Consider the following 16,149-nt stretch of genomic DNA (forward strand, 5'->3'; position numbering starts at 1 on the left):
AGTTCCGACTCCTCCCGGGGTGGGCGGGCACCTATACCAGGCGCCCGCACAGAGGATGTAAGCCCCCCGACCATAAGACTTTGTGAACGAATGCACAAAATCGGGGACCGGGGGCCTGCACGCAAACCGCACTACACCTGCAGCATTACCCGCGACCGGGCCCAGGCACAGAAACTGCTGAAGCCTTCAGGAGGTGCGCTTCGCCTGCAGCGCCGCGCGCAACCGCCGCTCATCCACCCGCCAGTAGTCGTGCTGAGCGCCGTCGACCAGCGTGACGGGAATCTGCTCGGCGTATCTGTCCAGCAGCGCGGCGTCGTCGAGGATCGAGATCTCACGCCACCCGGCTCCGGTGTCAACGGCGACTGCAGCGATGATCTCCCGCGCCTGGTCGCACAGGTGACAGCCCGGCTTGCCGATCAGCGTGATGCGCGGGCCGGACGCATCTGTGGTGTGTTGTTGCCGGCTCACCAGAACACCGAACGACGCTGCAACAGCAGCGAATACAACGTCTGCTGGATGGTCTCGCGCACCTGGTCGGTGAGTTCGAAAACCAGCGACGGGTCGTCGGCCTCTACCGGATCGAAGCCTTCAGTGTGGATCGGGGCGCCGAATTCGATGATCCATTTGCTGGGTAGCGGCACCAGTCCGAGCGGCCCCAACCACGGGAAGGTGGCGGTGATCGGGAAATAGGGAAAGCCGAAGAACCGGGCCAGCCCCTTGGCGTTGCCGATCAGGGGATAGATCTCTTCGGCGCCCACGATCGAGCAGGGGATGATCGGGACGCCGGTGCGCAGCGCGGCGCTGACGAACCCGCCGCGACCGAACCGCTGCAGTCGGTAGCGCTCGCTGAACGGCTTACCGACGCCCTTGAAACCTTCGGGGCAGACGAACACCAGCTCCCCCGCGCGTAGCAGCCGTTCCGCGTCGGAGTGCGCCGCCAGGGTGGAGCCCGTCTTACGGGCCAGGGTGCCGATCCCGGGCGACTGGAACACCAGGTCAGCGCCGAGTGCCCGGGCATGGCGGTGGCCGGGAGTCTCGTCGTGAATGGCCACCTGGGCCATCAACCCGTCGATCGGCACCGTCCCGGAGTGATTGGCCACGACCAGGGCGCCACCCGCGAGCGGGAGATTTTCGATCCCGCGCACTTCGACCCGGAACCAACGCTGGTAGATGGGGCGTAGCAGCGGCAGCCAGACCTGTTCGGTGAACTCCTGGTCGAAGCCGAAATTGTCGATGTCGTAGTCGCCGGTGAGCCTGCGCCGCAGGAACGCCAGGGCCTGGGTGATGCGCCGGTCCAGGTCTTCCCCGGAGAGTCCGGCAACGCCTCCTGCGGCGCGCATCATGCCGACCAGAGCATCGACGAGCCCGAGCCCGAGCCCGTTGCCGGAGCCGGTGGTAGCGGTGGAGGTGGAGACCGGCCCCGAATCGACGCGATCGACGTCCGGTACGACCTGTAACCGACGGTTGTTGCGCGCTCCGGCGAAGGCACTGCGCGCGGGCCTTCGCTCGGCAGCATTCGTGCCGGCGCTGTCGGACTCTGTGGTCGTGGGTTTGTCAGCCATCTGCTCTCCCTGCGTGGGCGAGCACCGGCAGCCAGGTGCTCGATCCGAATACTGCGGTGAATGCTTCGCGGGTGGTACGGGACGGCGAGAAACCGAATGTCGTGCGCATCGCGCGGGTGTCCATGCCGCGCCCGAACTTGAGCAGGTCCATCTGCCCGGCGTCGAAAGTGCCCACATGGGTTCGCGCGGTCAGCTGCGAGACGATCGGACCTGCCTGGGCGAGCACTGGAAGCGTGGGGCGGCGCGCGATGCGGGCGGCCTGGTGGATGGTCAGCACCCCGTCGCCGGCGATGTTGACGACGCCGGTGAAACCCTTGCCCACCGTCGCCACCCGGATTGCGCCGACGGCATCGTCCAGGTGCAGTACCTGGAAGCGCCCGTCGAAACCCAACGGCGTCGGAATCACGGGCAGTCGGAACAAGTCCGAGAAAGTCGTGCGCAACCTGGGACCGATGACGTTGGCCATTCGCATCACGACGATCTCGACCTCGGGACGGCGGCGACCGAAACCACGCACGTAGGACTCGACCTCGACGGAGTCCTTGGCAAAACCGCTGGGCGGGGTGCGCCGCGCAGTCATCTCCTCGGAGAACATCGCCGGGTCGCGGGGCGATGCGCCGTAGACGACCGAGGAGGACTTGATGACCAGGCGGCGCAGCGATGGAGCCCGCTGGCAGGCAGCAAGCAGCTGCATCGTGCCGATGACGTTGATGTCCTTCTGCGTCGTCCGCCCGCCTGCCTGGCGCTGGGTCGCGATAACGCCGAGATGCACCACGGTGTCGACGTGCTCCTGCTCGATGATCTTGCCGATCATCGGATTGCGAATGTCAGCGCGGACGAACTGCGCACTGCCGATGTCGTGAGCCGGTCGCACGACATCGACGGCCAGCACCCGGTCGATGCTGGGGTCGGTCGACAGCATCTGGGCTGCGAGACCACCTACGACCCGGGACACGCCGGTCACGAGCACGGTAGAAGCCATCCACTCAGCCTACGGGGCGGCGAAAACACTTCGCAGACGGCAAGACCCCCGCCCGCCACGGCTCGCGCCGGGCGTCAGGGGTCTGCGGTGGTGCGCTGCTACTTCTTCTTGTTGCGGCGCTGGTGACGCGTCTTACGAAGCAACTTGCGGTGCTTCTTCTTGGCCATCCGCTTGCGACGCTTCTTGACTACTGAACCCATGCGTAACCGCTGTCCTTCGATGATCGGGAAAGGTGCTTGAAAAAGGCTGTCCGTCAGGCTACGCCATGGATGCCCGCGGTCGTGCATCGAGCAGCGCTGCATCCAGCAGTCAGGGCATCGGGTGGCGGTGCTGCGATCATCCGGTGCCCAGGTAGGACTGGGTCAGGTATGCCGAGACGGCAGCCTCCGGGACCCGGAAGGACCGACCGACGCGTACGGCTTCGAGCTCGCCGCTGTGCACGAGCCGATAGACCGTCATCTTCGAGACCCGCATGATCGCTGCGACCTCCGCGACGGTCATGAAGGTCACCTCACCCACCTTGCCTACCTCCATCATGCTGGCCTCCCCTGTACCTTCCGACCTGGTCCGACACTGCTGCTCGCACCTTAAGGGCTGCATCGCCCGCTGGGAAGCTCGCGCTGCCGATGTCCAGTCGACACGCCGCAAACCGCCTCAGTCGAACCAGATATCGAGACCGTGATCGGGAAAGACCGCTTCCCGGGTCGCCTGTACACACCGGTCGACCGGATCGCTGGGGTCGGCGCCCGTGGCCCACGATTTCCACCAGACCCGCCCGTCCTTCGACCCTTCATCACCCATCCGCGGCGGTCCGGGTCGGCCGCACAGCCGGGTTGCCTCATCGCGCCAGGTCTGCGGGAGCTCGGCGTTGCAGGCAATGGGGCGGTGCGCTGCAATGGCCATCAGGTGGGTCCAGGTACGGGGCACGACATCGAGAATCTCGTATCCCCCGCCACCGAGCGCTACCCAACGGCCACCGGCGACCTCATGGGCCAGATCGTGCATGGACTCGGCCGCGGTCCGCTGACCGTCGACGGACAGCCGCATGTTGGCCAACGGATCCAGGAAGTGGGAGTCGCATCCGTGCTGACTGACCAGCACCTGCGGCTCGAAGGAGCGCAGCAGACTCGGTACGACGGCGTGCAGGGCACGCAGCCACCCGGCGTCACCCACGCCGGGAGGTAGCGCGATATTGACCGCGTATCCCTGCGCGTTCGGTCCCCCCACATCGCCGGCATGCCCCGTGCCAGGAAAAAGGGTGCGCGGACCTTCGTGGATGGAAATCGTCAGTACCCGGGGGTCGTCCCAGAAGATGCGCTCGACGCCGTCGCCGTGGTGCACGTCCAGATCGACGTACGCGACCCGCTCGGCCCCCGCAGCCAGCATCGAGGCAATGCCGACTGCCGCATCGTTGTACACGCAGAAACCTGAGGCCTTGTCGGGCATCGCATGGTGCATGCCCCCGGCGAAGTTCACGCCATGCTGTGCCTGCCCGGACCAGACGGCATCGCAGACGTGCCGGGTTCCGGAAGCCACCAACTCGGCAGCCTCGTGCATGCCTACGAACGCCGGATCATCCTCCGTACCGAGGCCGTAGGCACTGTCCGCCTTGTCCGGATCGGCCGAAGCGGCCTGAACTGCCTGGATATAGGCCCGACTGTGGACGGCATCGAGCAGATCCGCTGAGGGCGCCGGGGGCGTCTGGATCGACACACCGGGGGTATCGAAGACACCGAAATCGCGCGCCAGCGCGGCTGTCAGCGCGAGGCGGCGAGGATCCATCGGATGGTGGGACCCGAAGTCGTACCGCGTCAACCGCTCGTCCCACACGATCCAGGTGGATGCGGGTGCGGGCGGGTGAGTACTCACGAGAGCGAGCTCGGCACCCCGCTGGCGTCGCCTCCGACGGAGTAGACCATGGCCATTTCGTTCTCGGGGTCCTCCAGTTCGGCCGGCTCTACACCATCGGGAACCCCGGTGACCTCCATCGGACGACGAGCGTCCGTGGGGCGGAAACCAAAGCTGCTGGCGAAAGCAACGCCGCGGCCGTTGTCGGTGCCGACCCAGTAGACGACGAACTCGAAGGAGTCGGTGGCGGCCTGATCGACGCCCGCCTGCACCAGCTTCCAGGCCACGCCCTGGCCACGCAACTGTGGGGTGACCCACAATCCGAAGAGCTCGCAGGCGCGCGGGTCCTCTTCGCTGGCACGCCCCACTGAGACCACGCCGAGGACGTCTTCGCCGCGCTGAGCGACCATCCGTCGGGATCTGGTGAGCCGACGGCGCCAGAACGCGTCGTCGAACTGGCGCTCCTGGGCTGCGCTGGCGGCGAACGCATTGGGGCTGTCGGCGAGCGCGGCAAGCCGCACATCGCGGTAGATCTGCCAATCCTGCTCATCGAGGACCCGAACCGTGATGTCAGTCATGGCTGTACTGTCCCACGCTCGCCGCCCCCGTCGCGAACACAGATCGACGACGACAAAGTCATGAACCGCCGGCGAGTTCCGCGGACCGGTGAGCCGCAGACTCGATCGCTGTGAGGAACGCAGCCCGCACCTTGTTGTCGTCCAGTTGCCGCAGGGCAGCCATCGTCGTGCCACCCGGGCTGGAGACCTGCTCGCGCAGCACCGTTGGATGTTGACCGGTTTCCTTCAGCATGGTGGCGGCGCCGTACACCGTCTGGACGACGAGCTCGGTGGACGTGGCACGCGGTATCCCGAGCAGCACGCCCGCCTCGATCATCGCCTCGACGACATAGAAGATGTAGGCCGGTCCGCTACCGCTGATCGCTGTCACCGCGTCCAGATAATGCTCGGGCAGGGAGATGACCTTGCCGCAGTCACTCAACAGCCGGGTGGCCGTCGCGAGCTGGTCGGTATCGCAGTGTGCTCCCGGGCTGACCGCCGACATGCCCTGGTCGACCAACGCGGGCGTATTGGGCATTACCCGCGCGACACTCGTGCCGTCCGGCAGGTGAGACTCCAGGAACGCTGTGGTGATACCCGCCGCCAACGACACCACCAGGGTCTGCGCGCCGAGCCGTGGGCCGATCTGCTCCAGTAGGGCGCGCATGTCCTGCGGCTTCACCGCAATGACGAGCGTGCCTGCGGCTGCTGCGGCTTCCTCAGCGGGCAGTGCCTGCACGCCGTACCGCCCGGTCAATGCCTCGGTGCGCGCCTCGCTGCGATCACTGATCAGCACCGTGGCTGCGTCGCGGCCGCCACGCAACCACCCCGAGAGCAGCGCTTCGCCCATCACCCCCGCACCGAGGATCGCGATGGTGTCCGCGCGCGCAGGCACGCTCGATACCTGCTCACTCATCCGCGCTCATTCATCCGCGGCTGACCAGGGATCGCGCGAAGAAGGCGACGTTGGCGGGGCGCTCGGCGAGGCGACGCATGAAGTAGCCGTACCACTCGTCGCCGTACGGGATGTAGACGCGCATCTGATGTCCGGCGTCGGACAGTCGCTGCTGCTCGGCGGTGCGGATGCCGTAGAGCATCTGGTATTCGAAGGAGTCCGAAGCCCGCAGGTACCGGTCGGCGAGCGAGCCCGCGATCTGCACCAGTCGAGGGTCGTGGCTGGCCACCATCGGGTAACCGTCACCCTGCATCAGGATCTTCAGGCAGCGCACATAGGAAAGGTCGACCTGCGACTTACTCTGGTAGGCCACGCTGGACGGCTCGTCGTAGGCGCCCTTGCACAACCGGATCCGGCTACCGGCGGTCGCCAGGTCACGGCAGTCGGCCTCGGTACGGTGCAGATATGCCTGCAGCACCGCACCGACCCACGGGAAGTCCGCGCGTAGATCGCGCACCCCTTCCAGCGTGGCGTCTGTTGTGGTGTGGTCCTCCATGTCGATGGTGACCGTGGTGCCGGCAGCCTTCGCCGCAGTGCAGATCTGCTGCGCGTGCTCCAGGCCGATCTTGTGCCCGTCGTCAGGTAGTGACTGGCCGACCGCACTGAGCTTCACACTGACCTCGACACCGCCGTTCTCGGTGAGCCCGGCATCCTGCAGCGCCGCCAGCAGGGTCAGGTAGGCATCGCGGGTGCCGCGGGCCTGCTCCAGGTCGGTGCAATCCTCGCCGAGGAAGTCCAGGGTGCCCAGCAGCCCGTGATCCTGTAGCTCGAGGCTGGCCCGCACGGCTTCCTCGGTGCCCTCACCGGCAACGTAACGACGCACGACGTCACGGGTGACCGGCGCCTTTTGGACCGTCCGACGCATGGTGTCGTTGCGGGCCAGGCCCAACAAGCCAGCTCTCAGAGTGGCGCTCGGATCGATCACTGGGTGCTCCTAGCAGTCTCGCCACAAGGGCGGGCGGCGTCGCGCGCACTCCGCGCGACCATGCTCAATCTAGATGCTCGCAGTGACATGTGACACGGCGGTCAGCTCACGATGTCCTTGCGCCCGAAACGCCACCATGCGAGCGCGAAGAATACTGACGAGTAGACCAACGCGACGCCGGCGCCGCGGATCATTCCGTCCCAGTTCACGGCTGGTCCCAGCGCGTCCAGCCACGAGTATTGGAAGTGGGTCGGAAGGTAATCGCGGTAGGAGCCGAGCGCTGTGATCGCGTCCAGGATGTTGGACACCACCACGAGCAGCACCGACCCCCCGACCGCGCCCAGCGGTGCATCGGTGAGCACGCTGAGCAGGAATGCCAGCGCGGCCACCAACAGCGACTGCAAGCTGGCGTAGCCCACGACGATCAGTAGTCGCCAGATGCCCTCTGCGGTGCCGAAGCTTCCACCGAGCGGCGACTGGGCGGGCGCCCATCCGAAGAACACTCCACCGATCAGATAGGACCAGATCGGGATCAGCAGGTTGGCACCCAGGCTGAGCGAGAGGGCGACGATGAGTTTCTGGCGCAGTAGTCGCGGGCGCGGGACCGGTATCGCGAGCAGGTAACGCAGCGATGACCAGCTGGCTTCGCTGGCGACGGTGTCGCCGCAGAAGAGCGCCACGATGACTACGAGCAGAAATGCGGCAGAGGCGAATTCGCAGTAGAACGCGAAGTTGCCCGCACCCGCGCTACCGAGGTCGATGAGCGCCGAGCCGGAACCGCCGCCCGCCCCACCCCCAGAACCGCCGGAGCCACCACCGGAGCCGCCGCTTCCGTTGTTGACCTTGAGCGCGATCGCGATGATCACCGGCAGCACGAGGAGCAACAGGGCCGACAACTGGGTGCGTCGACGACGTAGTTGTCGCACGAATTCCACCCGCAGGGCAAGGGTGGCTCCCGGGCGGAAGGAGTCCGGCTGCACCGGAGGTAGGTGCGCAAGGCGGTCGCTGACCCCGCGCCGAGTGGCAGCGTCACTCATTGCTCATCACCCTTTCGTCGTCAGCTTTCCGCTCGTCGGTTCTTCCTTCGTCACCGACCAGTTGCATGAAGACCTCTTCCAGCGAGTGACGTGCGGAGATCGGCTCGGCACGGATACCGGCTGCGGCGAGCGCAGCCATCGCGCGTTCGGGCTCGTCCACCGCCAGCTGGGTTGGCCCGGCGACGGCGCCGACGATCTCGCTCACCGAGCCGCTGGTCACCAGCCGGCCCTTGTGCATCACCACGACATGGCTGCAGGTCTGCTCGACCTCGTCCAGCAGGTGACTGGACAGCAGCACCGTGCGCCCTGTCTCGGCGTACCGGCGCAGCACTTCGCGCATCTCGATGATCTGCGGCGGGTCCAGTCCGTTGGCCGGTTCGTCCAGGATGAGCAACTCGGGCAGGCCGAGCATTGCCTGAGCTATGGCTAGCCGCTGCCGCATGCCCTGGCTGTAGGTCTTGACCCGGCGTTCGATCGACGCGCCGAGACCCGCGATCTCCAGCGCTGTCTCGAAGTCGGCTTCGTCGTCCGGGCGACCGGTCGCAGCCCAGAACAGTCGCAGGTTCGCGCGGCCGGACAGGTGCGGAAGCAGACCCGGCCCTTCGACGAAGACGCCGGTGCGCGACAACACCGACGCGCCCGGCTCGATGAGCTCACCGAAGACCCGGATCGATCCCGACGTCGGGGCGATCAGACCCATCAGGGTGCGCAGCAGTGTCGTCTTGCCCGCGCCGTTCGGGCCGAGCAGGCCGACGATCTGGCCGGGTTCGACGCGGAAGGTGACATCGTCGACGGCCCGGTAGCCGTCGGCGTACTCCTTGCTCAGGCGTTCGACGCTGACCGGAATGTCAGTCAGCGCGGGGTCGACCACCCGACGGTGCCGACGTCGGTAGCCGGCGACGAAAGCGCCGATGAGGAACAGCGCCATCGCGAGCAGACCGGCGATCAGCCAACCCCACGGGTGCGCTGCGCTGCGGGTCTGCCCGGTCACGGTCGCGAGCTGCAGCTGCGAGTCGGCGAGCGCGATGTCGTACCCGCGGGCGGTCGCCGGCAGCTGGTAGGCGAGGTCGGTCGTGGCGACCCGCACGACAAGCCGATGCCCGGCGGGCACCTGCTGCACGATGCCGGGCAGCGTCACGGTGACGTCAGTGGGCGTGCCCGGTCGCAACCCGGTGAGACGGATCGGCGCGACCAGGCCCGAGGGCAGCGTGTCCTTGCCGTCGGGCGATATGTCGTGCAGCGAGGCGAAGAGCGTGGCGTCGGTCGTCGTTGTCGTAGTGATGCGCAGCCGCACCGTGGACGAACCCGCGACCAGCACACCCGCGCGCAGCGGCGCACTGGGGAAGGACGCGAACTGACCGGGGACGTTGCTCAGTCTGCCTGCTCCGGTCAGGGCAGCCGCCTGGCCCAGCAGACCGCCGATACCGGGGACCGCTGTGATGGCCGCGGGGCTGCCGCCGGCGGGTGCGTAGATCGTGGTGGACGCACCGGCGACGGTGACCGGCTGCTTCTTCGCCGCGCCGTAGCCACCTCGGACCCTGACGGTCTGGTCGATGCTCTGGCCGTTCTGCGCGGACAGCGCGGCGCCGGTGAGCGATACGTCGAACGAGCGGTCCAGGGTGCCCTTGCGCATCAGGACCGGGTCGAACCACTTCTCGAGGTATCCCACCAGGTCGCCGGTGTTCGTGCCGCCATCGTGGCCACCGCTGCGCCAGATCACCTTCACCGGGGTGCCGGTCCTGGCGATCCCTCTGGCATTCGCGTCAGCCTGGCCGAGCGGGAACAGCGAATCCTGCTCGCCCTGACTCAGCAACGTCGGGGCCTTGATCTTGTCCAGCACGGTGGCCGGGCTGGAGGCGCGCAGCAGCTTCAGGATCGCGGCATCGGGGACACCGCTGGCTGCGGCCTTCTGGTACGCAGAGCAGACGTCGGGTGCAAACCGGCCGCAACCGTTCTTACCGCCCACTGCGCCCGCACCGAAGAGCTGACCGGCCCACAGCTTCTTGAAGACACCCGGCGGCTGTCCCTGCGCCCCGTTCGGGAAGAGGGCCGTGCCCAGGTCGTTCCAGGTGATGTCGGCGCCGACCGCGTCGACCCGCTGGTCGTATCCGGCGAGCAGCAGCGCCAACCCGCCACCGTAGGACCCCCCTGCGACGCCGACCCGTGGGTCACCTGGCTTGTCCTTGATGACCTGCGGGAGGGTCGCGAGATAGGAAACCATCCGCTGCGCATCAGCGACCTCGTACTTCGGCGCATCCAGGTGGATGAAGCCACCCGAACGACCGAACCCCCTTGCTGTGTAGGCAAGTACGACATAGCCGTGCGCTGCGAGGGATTTCGCCTCGCCCGCCAGCTCGGTCTTGGAACCGCCGAAGCCGTGCGCTAGCAGGATCGCCGGCGCGGGTGTCTTGGCGGGCAGGTACAGGGTCGTGTCGAGCTTTACCGGCGTGTTGCCCTCAGGTGTGCCCGTCATGAACTGCGACCGGGTGGCGATCTGCGGGTCGCCGGGGCGGAGCGCGAGGAACGCCGCGGCTGCTACGACGAGCACCACCAGCGCCGCGAGCAGGGCACGGACAGTGCGCGATCGGGGCGGCCGGATGTGCGGCAGCTTCATCGAATAGCCACCGAAGTCATGGCCCCAGTAAAGACGGCGGGCCTGTGCCCGCGCTCAGCAGGTGTCGTTGTGCCAGAGCTCGCCGAGTTTGACCCACTTCTGACCGGTCTGGTCAAGCTGCGGGTTGTCGTAGGTGTAACTGGCGGAGCCGTGCGTTTCGTCGGTGATTGCGCCGATATAGGAACGGATCGTCTGTCTGCCGTGTTTCTTGGCCGCCGTCCGGAGTTTTGCTGCGAACCTCACGTGCCCGACCACCTTGCGACAGCGGGGGCTCACCGAATCCCATGCGCCGGCAACGTCACCCGCGTTGTATGCCAGCGCGTAGCTGAGAACGGAATTCTGCAGGTCCATCGGCGTGCGCTTGGCAGGCGCCGTCTTCGGCGCCACCGAGTTGGTCGGCACGGGTGCGCGATCACGACTCGGAGGAACGGCCATGGGTGCGCTGTTGCCCACCGCGCAGGCACTGAGCGCGGCAGTCACGGCTAGGCCTATGGAGATCTGACGAATCCGGTGACCGGTTGATCGGGCTGGCATGGGTATCCCCTCGGAGGTGGCATTCGATGCGATCCGAGGAAGCTACTGGCGAAAGGTACCCCCGTGCAGGAGCCCCTGTGGACAAACCAGTCGACGTCAGCCGGCGGCGTGCGCCGGTGTGCGGTCACCGGCCTCCATGCGCTCGCGCTGCGGCAGCACGACGTACTTGGGGTCCAGCGTCGAAGCCCGACCGGCCTCGAAGATACCGAAGCGCGTCAGGGCGGACCCGGCCAGCAATGCCGCCCCACTCACGGCACTGCCCCAGCGGCTTCGACGCCCGAAGACGGTGGCTCCGACGGCTCCCGCGATCGTCGCGATCTTCGCGGCCCGCATCAGCGCGCCCGCCCTGTCCTGGCCGAATGTCTCACTCACGAGGCCGGCGTTGCGAGTCATCGTCTCGGTCATCACAAGTTCGAGGGCCGCTCCGCCGAGCGCGAGGCGCTGGGCCGGGCCGGCCTGCGCAACGGGCGCCACGAGCAGCCCGAGTCCACCGGCAGCAGATGCAGCCGAACCGACGAAGAGGAACGGCAACTCGCGCCATACCTCGTGCCATGCGGGTACGGCGGTGTCAGCGATGAGTACTGCGGTATAGGACGCCACACCGGTCCCGAGGACCGCTGCGCCCACGCCGGACGCCTGCCCGATGCGCGGCACCCGACCGGTCACGTCGCTGAAGGCGGCGACAGCCGCGAGCGGCGTGTACCCGGACAACAACCACGAGCCCATGCTCATCGGCGAGGTCCACTTCGCGACCCGCAGCATGTTGACAAACCGCGCCGGCCGGCCGAGGTCATGCACGAGGGCACCCAGGGAGGCGCTGATGGCCACGACAGCACCGACCCGGCTCACCCGCGCGAGCGCCGGGCGGCCGGTCAGTGCGGCACCGGCAGCCAACCCTGAGGATGCACCCGCGAGTCCGCCCGCAAAGAGGTACCCCGCGATATCCGGTGCTTTCCAGGTGGGCTCTTTGAGGATCGGCCGCCCGTAGTACGACGTGAACTCCGGCTCCGGATCGCGACGCGGGCTCATCGGCGCCCGCCGATGAAGGACACAGCCACGCCGGCCAGGAGCGCGCCCGCAGCCAACCCGGCCTGCTTCCACATGGCAGGCAGGTCACGGGTGGTGACGACCGGGTCCGGTGGCAGTCCGTAGACCTCCGGCTCATCCAGCAGCAGGAAGAACGCACCCGTGCCACCGACCCCGTCGTCGGGTGAGTCGCCGTAGAGCCGCGCCTCGGGCACCCCCTGCTCATGCAGCTCCTCGACCCGTGCAGCGGCCGTCAGGCGCAACGTGTCCAGCTCGCCGTACTGGATCGACTGGGTGGGGCAGGCCTTCGCGCAGGCCGGCTCGCCGCCGTCGCCGAGCCGGTCGTAACACATCGTGCACTTGAAGACCCGACCGTCGTCCTTGCGCTGGTCGATGACGCCGTACGGGCACGCGGACACGCAGTAACCACACCCGTTGCAGATGTCCTCCTGCACCACCACGGTGCCGAATTCGGTGCGGAAGAGCGAGCCGGTCGGGCATACATCCAGGCAGGCGGCGTGGGTGCAGTGCTTGCAGACGTCCGAGGACATCAGCCACTTCATCCCACCGTGTGCGTCGGACTCGGGCACACCGGAGCCGGGCGGGCTGGTCTCGGTCGCCGGGATCGATTTCTCGATGAAGGCGACATGCCGCCAGGAGTTGGCGCTGAGGTCGGAGGTGTTGTCGAACGACTCCCCGGTCAGATCCAGGGCGCCGTCACTGGGTATGACATTCCACTCCTTGCACGCGACCTCGCACGCCTTGCAGCCGATGCAGACGGTGGTGTCGGTGAAGAACCCCATCCGTGGTTGTCCAGAGGTGCCCGGCATACCTAGATCTACAGCGGTCATTTCGGGGTCACGCCTTCCATTCCGGTGTGCTCAGTAATGCCTGCCCGCTGTCGGTAGGACTCGACCAGCTGCGGTAGCGCCGCACCGCGCGGTCGCCGCCCGGGCCGGATGTCGACCGTGAGCGCCTTCGTCTCCTGGATGTGCACGTTCGGGTCCAACGCGATCGAGGTCAGCTCGTTCATCGCGTCGCCAGTGGTCAGCCCGTTGCCACCCCAGTGGAACGGCATGCCGATCTGGTGCACGATCCGGCCCTGCACCTTCAGCGGCTGCATCCGCCGGGTCACCATCACCCGCGCCTCGACCGCCCCCCGCGCCGTCACGATGGTGGCCCAGTCGTGGTGCTTCAGCTTGCGCTCGGCAGCCAGCTCCGGCGAGACCTCGCAGAAGAACGCCGGTTGCAACTCCGCCAGGTAGGGCAGCCAGCGCGTCATACCGCCCGCCGTGAAGTGCTCGGTGAGGCGGTAGGTCGTTGCGACGTAGGGGAATACGTCGGCGCCCTTGTCCTTGCCGCTGGGGTGGTAGCGGTTGCCCTTGTGGGAGACGACCTGGCGGACCGGATTGCGCTGCTGGGTGTAGAGCGCATTCTCGAACGGGCTGTCCTGCGGCTCGTAGTGCGTCGGCATCGGCCCGTCGACCAGGCCGGTCGGCACGTAGAGCCAGCCCTTCCCGTCGGACTGCATGATGAACGGGTCGTCTCCGCGGATCGCCTCGACACCGGTCGCGCCGTCAGCGGGGCGATAGGTCGGCGCCTTGGTGGCCTCGAAGTCGGGCACGTCGTCGCCGACCCATTTCTCCTGCTGCGAATCCCACCAGATCAGCTTTTTGCGCTCGCTCCAGGGCTTGCCGTCCGGGTCGGCCGACGCGCGGTTGTAGAGCTCGCGCCGGTTCGCCGGCCACGCCCACCCCCACTCCAGCGACGAAATGCTCTGCTGCGTATGCGGCTTGCGGCGGGCCGTCTGGTTGACGCCATCGGCGTACGCGCCGGAGTAGATCCAGCACCCGCAACTGGTGCTGCCGTCGTCCTTGAGCTCGGTGTATCCCGACAGCAGATTGCCGTCGGCATCGCACCCGTTGATCTCGCGCAAGACGGCGGCCGCGCTGGGGTCGTTGTACTTGCCCTCGGTCGGGTAGTCCCAGGTCAGGTCCAGCACCGGGGCATCCATCTCATCGGTGGAGCCAGCCAGCTTCGCGCGGATCAGCCGACCCAACTCGTGGATGAACCACAGGTCACTGCGTCGGTCACCGGACGGCTCGATCGCCTGCTCGTGCCACTGCAGCAGCCGGTTGGTGTTGGTGAACGTGCCCTTCTTCTCGGTGTGCGCGGCGGCCGGGAAGAAGAACACCTCGGTGTCGATCTCGGCGGTCTTCAGCTCGCCGGTCTGGATCTCCGGGCCGTCCTTCCACCACGTCGCGCTCTCGATGAGCGAGAAGTCGCGCACCACGAGCCAGTCCAGATTGGCCATCCCACGTCGTTGCATGCCGGCGTTCGCGGATCCGACTGCGGGGTTCTCACCGAGCAGGAAGTAACCCTTGCAGGTGCCGGCGAGCTGGGCCTGCACCGTCTCGTAGGTGCCGTGGCTACCGGTCAGCCGGGGCAGATAGTCGAAGCGGAAGTCGTTGTCGGCGGTCGCCGCGTCTCCCCACCATGCCTTGAGGAGACTGACCATGTAAGCGGGCATATTGGCCCAGAAACCCTGCTGCCCGGCGTCCGCCTGCAGGAAGTCAGCCAAGTTCTCGTGCAGGTGCGCGTGCGGCATCGGGATGTATCCCGGCAACAGATCGAACAGGGTGGGAATGTCGCTGGAACCCTGGATGCTCGCGTGCCCGCGCAGCGCCATGATGCCGCCGCCCGGTCGGCCGATGTTACCCAGCAACAACTGCAGCACTGCCGCAGCACGGATGTACTGCACGCCCACCGTGTGATGGGTCCACCCGACGGCGTACGCGAACGCGGAGGTGCGCTCGCGCCCGGAATTCTCGGTCAGCAGGTCAGCCACCTGGTGGAACAGGTGCGGCGGCACGCCGCAGATCTCCTGCACCATCTCCGGGGTGTAGCGCGCGTAGTGGCGTCTGAGCACCTGGAAGACGCAATTCGGGTCTTCGAGCGTCTCGTCGCGCCGCCAGCTACCGCGCAGGTTGCTACCCGAGCTCTGTGACTCCGCACGGCCGGCTTCGGAGACGCTTGCGCCGCCGTTGGTGATGTCGTCGTATTGCTTGTCCCGCTCGCCGGAGGCCGCCGCGACCTCGGCGCCGTCGTACTGCCAGGTCTTGCCGTCGTAGACCCGCGAGTCGGCGTCCATCCCGGAGAAGAGCCCGTCGAGGTCCTCGGTGTCCTGGAAGTCATCCCGCAGGATTGTGGCCGCGTTGGTGTAGTTGACGACATAGTCGCGGAAATACCGCTCTTTTGTGAGCACATGGTTGATCAGCGCGCCCAGCCAGACGATGTCGGTGCCGGCCCGCAGCGGCACGAACACATCGGCCATCGCGCTGGTGCGCGAGAACCGCGGGTCGACGTGGATGATCTTGGCGCCGCGTGCTTTGGCCTCCATCACCCACTGGAAGCCGACCGGGTGCGCCTCGGCGAAGTTGGATCCCTCGATCAGGATGCAGTCGGACCGCTGCAGATCCTGCAGGTAGGTCGTGGACCCACCTCGGCCGAACGACGTGCCGAGGGCAGCGACGGTGGAGCTGTGGCAGATGCGGGCCTGGTTCTCGACCTGCACGATGCCCAGGGCGGTGAAGAGCTTCTTGATCAGGTAGTTCTCTTCGTTGTCCAGGGTCGCGCCACCCAGGCTGGCCACACCCATCGTGCGGCGGGTGCGCTTACCGTCGGACTCCCATTCCCAGCCGTCCTTGCGAGCGGCGATGACCTTGTCGGCGACCTTGTCCATCGCGACGTCGAGGTCCATCCGCTCCCAGTCGGTGCCGCCCGGGCGCCGGTAGAGCACGTGCTCCTCACGGGAGTCGCCGGTCGTCAGTTGCAGCGTGGCGGAACCCTTGGGGCAGAGCCGCCCCCGGCTGATCGGCGAATCGGGGTCACCCTCGATCTGGATGACCTTGTCGTCCTTGACGAAGACCTGCTGCCCACAACCGACCGCGCAGAACGGGCAGATCGATGGCACCACCTTGTCGGCGGTCGCTGTCCGGGGTTGCAGCTCTTCGGTCTTACGCGATTTCGCGGCGTCGCGACGCGCGCTGTGGTCGCGGGTCGTCAGTTGCCGCAGTGCCGGCCACGGAAGAGAAGAGGACATTCAGAGG

General features: G+C 67.2%; 15 protein-coding genes. All 15 read right to left on the reverse strand.

The window, feature by feature from the left end; all coding sequences use genetic code 11:
- Window positions 1-186: 186 nt before the first annotated feature.
- The 15 genes from V3G39_17280 to fdh all read right to left on the reverse strand — a co-directional run bounded on the left by V3G39_17280 (window position 187) and on the right by fdh (window position 16,142).
- The gene (locus V3G39_17280; protein ID XAS76373.1) at window positions 187-468 is read right to left on the reverse strand and encodes a glutaredoxin family protein; all 282 of its coding nucleotides are present in this window, start codon (window positions 466-468) and stop codon (window positions 187-189) included.
- Entirely contained in the window at window positions 465-1,562 is a 1,098-nt protein-coding gene (locus V3G39_17285; protein ID XAS76374.1) for a lysophospholipid acyltransferase family protein, read from the reverse strand. The genes V3G39_17280 and V3G39_17285 overlap by 4 nt, the downstream gene beginning before the upstream one ends.
- Window positions 1,555-2,544, reverse strand: a complete 990-nt coding sequence (locus V3G39_17290; GenBank protein ID XAS76375.1) for an NAD-dependent epimerase/dehydratase family protein — start codon at window positions 2,542-2,544, stop codon at window positions 1,555-1,557. The genes V3G39_17285 and V3G39_17290 overlap by 8 nt, the downstream gene beginning before the upstream one ends.
- Window positions 2,545-2,642: 98 nt before the next feature.
- The gene (locus V3G39_17295) at window positions 2,643-2,744 is read right to left on the reverse strand and encodes an AURKAIP1/COX24 domain-containing protein (GenBank protein XAS76376.1); all 102 of its coding nucleotides are present in this window, start codon (window positions 2,742-2,744) and stop codon (window positions 2,643-2,645) included.
- Window positions 2,745-2,880: 136 nt separating this feature from the next.
- Window positions 2,881-3,081, reverse strand: coding sequence for a helix-turn-helix domain-containing protein (locus tag V3G39_17300; GenBank protein ID XAS76377.1), 201 nt, complete (start codon window positions 3,079-3,081; stop codon window positions 2,881-2,883).
- A 117-nt stretch (window positions 3,082-3,198) separates the two neighbouring features.
- Window positions 3,199-4,326, reverse strand: a complete 1,128-nt coding sequence (locus V3G39_17305) for an acetoin utilization protein AcuC (GenBank protein ID XAS78269.1) — start codon at window positions 4,324-4,326, stop codon at window positions 3,199-3,201.
- 83 nt (window positions 4,327-4,409) lie between these two features.
- Window positions 4,410-4,970 carry a GNAT family N-acetyltransferase gene (locus V3G39_17310; protein XAS76378.1) on the reverse strand — a complete coding sequence of 187 codons (561 nt, stop codon included), beginning with the start codon at window positions 4,968-4,970 and terminating at the stop codon, window positions 4,410-4,412.
- A 58-nt stretch (window positions 4,971-5,028) separates the two neighbouring features.
- Window positions 5,029-5,865 (reverse strand): pyrroline-5-carboxylate reductase, encoded by an 837-nt coding sequence (gene proC, locus V3G39_17315; protein XAS76379.1) that lies wholly within the window; start codon window positions 5,863-5,865, stop codon window positions 5,029-5,031.
- Window positions 5,866-5,875: 10 nt separating this feature from the next.
- Window positions 5,876-6,826, reverse strand: a complete 951-nt coding sequence (locus V3G39_17320; protein XAS78270.1) for a proline dehydrogenase family protein — start codon at window positions 6,824-6,826, stop codon at window positions 5,876-5,878.
- 104 nt (window positions 6,827-6,930) lie between these two features.
- A complete protein-coding gene (locus V3G39_17325; protein XAS76380.1) occupies window positions 6,931-7,866 on the reverse strand; it encodes an ABC transporter permease subunit in 936 nt (311 codons plus the stop codon).
- Complete coding sequence (locus V3G39_17330; GenBank protein XAS76381.1) at window positions 7,859-10,480, reverse strand: alpha/beta fold hydrolase; 2,622 nt, start codon at window positions 10,478-10,480, stop codon at window positions 7,859-7,861. Before V3G39_17330 ends, V3G39_17325 begins: the two co-directional genes overlap by 8 nt.
- Before the next feature lie 54 nt (window positions 10,481-10,534).
- Window positions 10,535-10,915, reverse strand: coding sequence for a hypothetical protein (locus V3G39_17335; GenBank protein XAS76382.1), 381 nt, complete (start codon window positions 10,913-10,915; stop codon window positions 10,535-10,537).
- A gap of 195 nt (window positions 10,916-11,110) precedes the next feature.
- The gene (gene nrfD, locus V3G39_17340; GenBank protein ID XAS76383.1) at window positions 11,111-12,043 is read right to left on the reverse strand and encodes an NrfD/PsrC family molybdoenzyme membrane anchor subunit; all 933 of its coding nucleotides are present in this window, start codon (window positions 12,041-12,043) and stop codon (window positions 11,111-11,113) included.
- Complete coding sequence (locus tag V3G39_17345; GenBank protein ID XAS76384.1) at window positions 12,040-12,891, reverse strand: 4Fe-4S dicluster domain-containing protein; 852 nt, start codon at window positions 12,889-12,891, stop codon at window positions 12,040-12,042. Before V3G39_17345 ends, nrfD begins: the two co-directional genes overlap by 4 nt.
- Window positions 12,888-16,142 carry a formate dehydrogenase gene (fdh, locus tag V3G39_17350; protein ID XAS76385.1) on the reverse strand — a complete coding sequence of 1,085 codons (3,255 nt, stop codon included), beginning with the start codon at window positions 16,140-16,142 and terminating at the stop codon, window positions 12,888-12,890. Before fdh ends, V3G39_17345 begins: the two co-directional genes overlap by 4 nt.
- Window positions 16,143-16,149 lie beyond the last annotated feature (7 nt).

This window comes from Dermatophilaceae bacterium Sec6.4 (assembly GCA_039636865.1).
In the GTDB taxonomy this organism is placed as follows: Bacteria; Actinomycetota; Actinomycetes; order Actinomycetales; family Dermatophilaceae; genus Allobranchiibius.

Bases quoted from the DNA above. Each gene is read 5' to 3' on its own strand.
- proC (XAS76379.1), bottom strand. From the start codon at position 5,865: ATGAGTGAGCAGGTATCGAGCGTGCCTGCGCGCGCGGACACCATCGCG.
- V3G39_17330 (XAS76381.1), bottom strand. From the start codon at position 10,480: ATGAAGCTGCCGCACATCCGGCCGCCCCGATCGCGCACTGTCCGTGCC.
- nrfD (XAS76383.1), bottom strand. From the start codon at position 12,043: ATGAGCCCGCGTCGCGATCCGGAGCCGGAGTTCACGTCGTACTACGGG.
- V3G39_17295 (XAS76376.1), bottom strand. From the start codon at position 2,744: ATGGGTTCAGTAGTCAAGAAGCGTCGCAAGCGGATGGCCAAGAAGAAG.
- V3G39_17335 (XAS76382.1), bottom strand. From the start codon at position 10,915: ATGGCCGTTCCTCCGAGTCGTGATCGCGCACCCGTGCCGACCAACTCG.
- V3G39_17290 (XAS76375.1), bottom strand. From the start codon at position 2,544: ATGGCTTCTACCGTGCTCGTGACCGGCGTGTCCCGGGTCGTAGGTGGT.
- fdh (XAS76385.1), bottom strand. From the start codon at position 16,142: ATGTCCTCTTCTCTTCCGTGGCCGGCACTGCGGCAACTGACGACCCGC.
- V3G39_17285 (XAS76374.1), bottom strand. From the start codon at position 1,562: ATGGCTGACAAACCCACGACCACAGAGTCCGACAGCGCCGGCACGAAT.
- V3G39_17325 (XAS76380.1), bottom strand. From the start codon at position 7,866: ATGAGTGACGCTGCCACTCGGCGCGGGGTCAGCGACCGCCTTGCGCAC.
- V3G39_17300 (XAS76377.1), bottom strand. From the start codon at position 3,081: ATGATGGAGGTAGGCAAGGTGGGTGAGGTGACCTTCATGACCGTCGCG.
- V3G39_17310 (XAS76378.1), bottom strand. From the start codon at position 4,970: ATGACTGACATCACGGTTCGGGTCCTCGATGAGCAGGATTGGCAGATC.
- V3G39_17345 (XAS76384.1), bottom strand. From the start codon at position 12,891: ATGACCGCTGTAGATCTAGGTATGCCGGGCACCTCTGGACAACCACGG.
- V3G39_17305 (XAS78269.1), bottom strand. From the start codon at position 4,326: ATGGATCCTCGCCGCCTCGCGCTGACAGCCGCGCTGGCGCGCGATTTC.